This is a genomic window from Crenobacter luteus, assembly GCF_004345725.1.
GTDB lineage: Bacteria > Pseudomonadota > Gammaproteobacteria > Burkholderiales > Chromobacteriaceae > Crenobacter > Crenobacter luteus.
Genome location: NZ_SLXG01000052.1, coordinates 1 through 2386, shown reverse-complemented (window position 1 = coordinate 2386; position 2386 = coordinate 1). Strand labels below are relative to the sequence as shown.

Below are 2386 nucleotides of genomic sequence, written 5' to 3'. Positions count from 1 at the left end.
GCTCTTCCGTGAACCGCTTCTTCAAGTCCGTTCTCCTCGTATAAAACGAACTTTACTAAGTTTCAGGTGGCCCTGTTTAGGGGGAGCAGGTCAGCTCGCCTGCGCGTTTTTTTTCGGAGTCCCGTTTTGACCAACAACATGAGCCCGCTCGCCGTCAAAACCGAGTTCTTCAGCGGCATGACCGTTGCTCTGGCGCTGGTGCCCGAGGCGATCGCTTTCGCGCTGATCGCACAGGTCAGCCCGCTGACCGGCCTGTACGCGGCCTTTTTCATCTGCCTGATCACGTCGCTGCTCGGCGGCCGCCCCGGCATGATTTCCGGCGCGGCCGGCGCGCTGGCGGTGGTAATGGTGAGCCTGGTGGTGCAGCACGGACCGGAGTACCTGTTCGCCAGCGTGGTGCTGATGGGCGTGCTTCAACTGATCTTCGGCGCGCTGAAGCTGGGCAAGTTCATCCGCATGGTGCCGCATTCGGTGATGCTGGGTTTCGTGAACGGCCTGGCGATCGTGATTTTTCTGGCGCAGTTCGGCCATTTCAGGGCGGGCGACGGCTGGATGAGCGGCCCGCAACTGCTGGTGATGGGAGGGCTGATCGCGCTGACGATGGCGATCATCTACCTGCTGCCCAGGGTGACGACGGCGATTCCGTCGGCGCTGGCCGCGATCCTGATCGTGGCGGGCGTGGTGGCCGGCTTCGGCATCGACACCAAGACGGTGGGCGATATGGGCTCCATCGCCGGCGGCCTGCCGCAGTTTCACCTGCCGCAGGTGCCGCTGACGCTGGAAACGCTGTACATCATCCTGCCGTATTCGCTGATCCTCGCGGCGGTCGGCCTGATCGAGTCCTTGCTGACGCTGAACCTGGTGGACGCGATCACCGATACGCGCGGCCAGCCCAACCGCGAATCGCTGGCGCAGGGCGCGGCCAACGTGGTGGCGGGCTTTTTCGCGACGATGGGCGGCTGCGCGATGATCGGCCAGAGCATGATCAACATCAACAACGGCGCGCGCCAGCGTCTTTCTGGCGTGGTGGCGGCCGTGCTCCTGCTCGGCTTCATCCTGTTTCTGTCGCAGTGGATCGAGATGATCCCGGTGGCGGCGCTGGTGGGGCTGATGTTCGTGGTGGCGCAGAAAACGTTCGCGTGGGGCAGCCTGCAGGCGCTGCGCAAGATCCCGCGCCAGGACGCCATCATCGTGATCGGCGTGACGGTGATCACCGTGCTGACCGACCTGGCGGTGGCCGTGCTGTGCGGCGTGATTTTCGCCGCGCTGGTCTTCGCCTGGCAGCACGCCAAGCAGATCGCCGCGCGCACGCGCACCGACGAACATGGCTGGAAGGTGTACGAACTGGAAGGTAGCCTGTTCTTCGCGTCGGCGGCCAACTTTGCCGAACTGTTCTCGCCCAGGACCGACCCGCAGCACGTGGTGATCGAGTTCCGCAACGCGCGGGTGGTCGACCATTCGGCGATCGAGGCGATCGACGCGCTGGCCGCGCGCTACCAGCAGGAAGGCAAGACGCTGCATCTGCGTCACCTGAGCCCGGATTGCCTCGAATTGCTGGACAAGGCCAAGGGCATGGTCGAGGTCGACGCTTTCGAAGACCCGCATTACCACATCGCCGACAACAAGCTCGGCTGAGTCTGGCGCCCGCTGGCGGGCTTGCGTTTACGATCCCGCGCCAGGCCTCGCCCTGGCGTTTTTCTTTGCGGCGGCCGTCTCGCTCGGGGCGACGCCGATCACGGCCCGGCAGGTGTCGCTGCCGGGCGATAGCTGTTTCGGGGTGTCGGCAGGGGTAGGGTGGCGAAGGCGGGGGCTTGCCTGGCACCGGCTGGAACGCCATGGGCGGCGTGCTGCCGAGTGGTGGGTTCAGAGATGCGCGAGGTATGGGCTTGGCCGCTGGGGCCGAACCGGGCGCTTTGTATCGCGCCCGGGCGGTGCGGGCGTTTCAGTCGCCGCGTTCCAGCGAGTGATAGTAGTCGACCAGCTGCGAGTGCAGCGTGCTCAGCTTGTCGGCGAGCTGTCTTCCCGATTTGGCGTCGGCGAACGCGCTCATGCAGGTCGAGGCGTTTTCCGTGGCGGCGGACGGGCTCTGGATGATCTGCCAGAGCATTTTGTCGGCTTGTTCAATCGCTCGGGGGCTGGGCTGTCTGCTCATGAAACCTCCTTTGCTCGGACGGGGCGTGTAACGACTTTGTCATTGTAGATGAATAATTTGCGTTTGCATGGCATGGCCATTGCCGGGGCTGCGCCTGGCCGTCCCCGGTCTCCGGGTGGGGTGTCCGATTTGCGCGTCGCCTAAGAGTCGCTAACAAAACCTACTTGATGCCGGCAGTGTGAAGCCCCATCTGGCCGGCATGAAGCGAAGTGTCGTCAGCCAGAAGCTCTGGAA

The 2386-nt window shown here is 64.3% G+C and carries 2 protein-coding genes; one reads left to right on the top strand and one right to left on the bottom strand.

Annotated features, from left to right (window positions below):
- Positions 1-138 precede the first annotated feature (138 nt).
- Positions 139-1635 (top strand): SulP family inorganic anion transporter, encoded by a 1497-nt coding sequence (locus EV683_RS14205; RefSeq protein ID WP_131863225.1) that lies wholly within the window; start codon positions 139-141, stop codon positions 1633-1635.
- A gap of 307 nt (positions 1636-1942) precedes the next feature.
- Here the strand turns inward: EV683_RS14205 and EV683_RS14370 are convergent, their stop codons facing one another.
- Positions 1943-2107 (bottom strand): hypothetical protein, encoded by a 165-nt coding sequence (locus tag EV683_RS14370; RefSeq protein ID WP_156485924.1) that lies wholly within the window; start codon positions 2105-2107, stop codon positions 1943-1945.
- Between the last annotated feature and the right edge of the window lie 279 nt (positions 2108-2386).

Bases quoted from the DNA above. Each gene is read 5' to 3' on its own strand.
- EV683_RS14205 (WP_131863225.1), top strand. From the start codon at position 139: ATGAGCCCGCTCGCCGTCAAAACCGAGTTCTTCAGCGGCATGACCGTT.
- EV683_RS14370 (WP_156485924.1), bottom strand. From the start codon at position 2,107: ATGCTCTGGCAGATCATCCAGAGCCCGTCCGCCGCCACGGAAAACGCC.